We start from the raw sequence: 962 nt of genomic DNA, 5'->3' as shown, positions 1-962 counted from the left end.
CGACAACGTCTTCCCCCTCCCGGGACATCGCGAAGCGATGCCCTGCGGGGCAGTGGTCGAGCGGCTCTGGCGGACGGTGAAATACGAAGAGGTCTACTTGCGCGCCTACGCGGCCCGGGCCTCGATCGGGCGCTACTTCGACTTTTACAATGGCACGCGGCCCCATTCATCGCTCGGCGGGCAGACACCCGACCGAGCCTATCTCAATCAGCCATCGCCACCCCCGGCGGCGTAACCCAGGCAGATGTCCACTTAACGAAAGCCCGGACGCTGTTCAGACAAACCGAGCCACTTCTTACCGCCCCGCAAGAACGCGAAGCCCTGGAAGCCGTCAGCTGCGGGTGCCATCGCCGGGAACGAGGCTGTGCGCGCGTCGAAATACCTCGGCCGGGCCATCTGGCGAAAATGGAGCGGATACCACCGCCGATGCCGAGACGAGACGAGACGAGACGAGACGAGACGAGACGAAGATGCACTGCGTAGAACTGCTGGGGCAGAGCCTCTTGGCGCGCGACTTCGAACGTCAGGTGGCAGAACTCCAGATCCGCGCCGCCGCGCTGAACGGCCATACAGCGCTCGGTATACCCACCACAGAGCCCGCCGGATGAATGCGTCTGGGGAAAGGGAAAGTCCGGGCTTCACCCTCTTTGCGCTACAGAGCCTTTAGTATTTAGTCCGCTCTGAACAACGTCTAGCGTTCTGATTTCAGGCCACGAACCGACGTTCGCGCTGTGCTGGTTTCGCAGGGTTTGGTATTCTTGGGCCCGGAACCCTGCGATTTCGGAGGCCCGATGAAGCCCAGACCTCGCGCGCCCGACCAAGACGACCTGCTTCGCCCCCGGCTCACCGATCTGATCGACATGCGCCACGAGCTGGTGCGGCTCAAGGCGCTGATCGACTGGGATTTCTTCGAGGCCGAATGGGCGGGGTTCTTTCCGTCGCATACGGGCCGGCCCGCGACT

1 protein-coding gene and 2 pseudogenes are annotated in these 962 nt (G+C 63.2%); all 3 read left to right on the top strand.

What is annotated here, in order from left to right:
• The coding region (locus tag Q1A87_RS23525) for an integrase core domain-containing protein (protein ID WP_299657280.1) at window positions 1-235 on the top strand (235 nt) is incomplete at its 5' end.
• A gap of 60 nt (window positions 236-295) precedes the next feature.
• Window positions 296-608 (top strand): annotated as a pseudogene (locus Q1A87_RS23520) (IS5/IS1182 family transposase); the annotation flags it as partial.
• A 183-nt stretch (window positions 609-791) separates the two neighbouring features.
• Window positions 792-962, top strand: a pseudogene (locus Q1A87_RS23515) (IS5/IS1182 family transposase); the annotation flags it as partial.

The organism is uncultured Jannaschia sp., from assembly GCF_947494055.1.
In the GTDB taxonomy this organism is placed as follows: Bacteria; Pseudomonadota; Alphaproteobacteria; order Rhodobacterales; family Rhodobacteraceae; genus Jannaschia.
The sequence above is the reverse complement of the archived record's forward strand: the minus strand, read 5'-3'. Positions and strand labels throughout refer to the sequence as shown.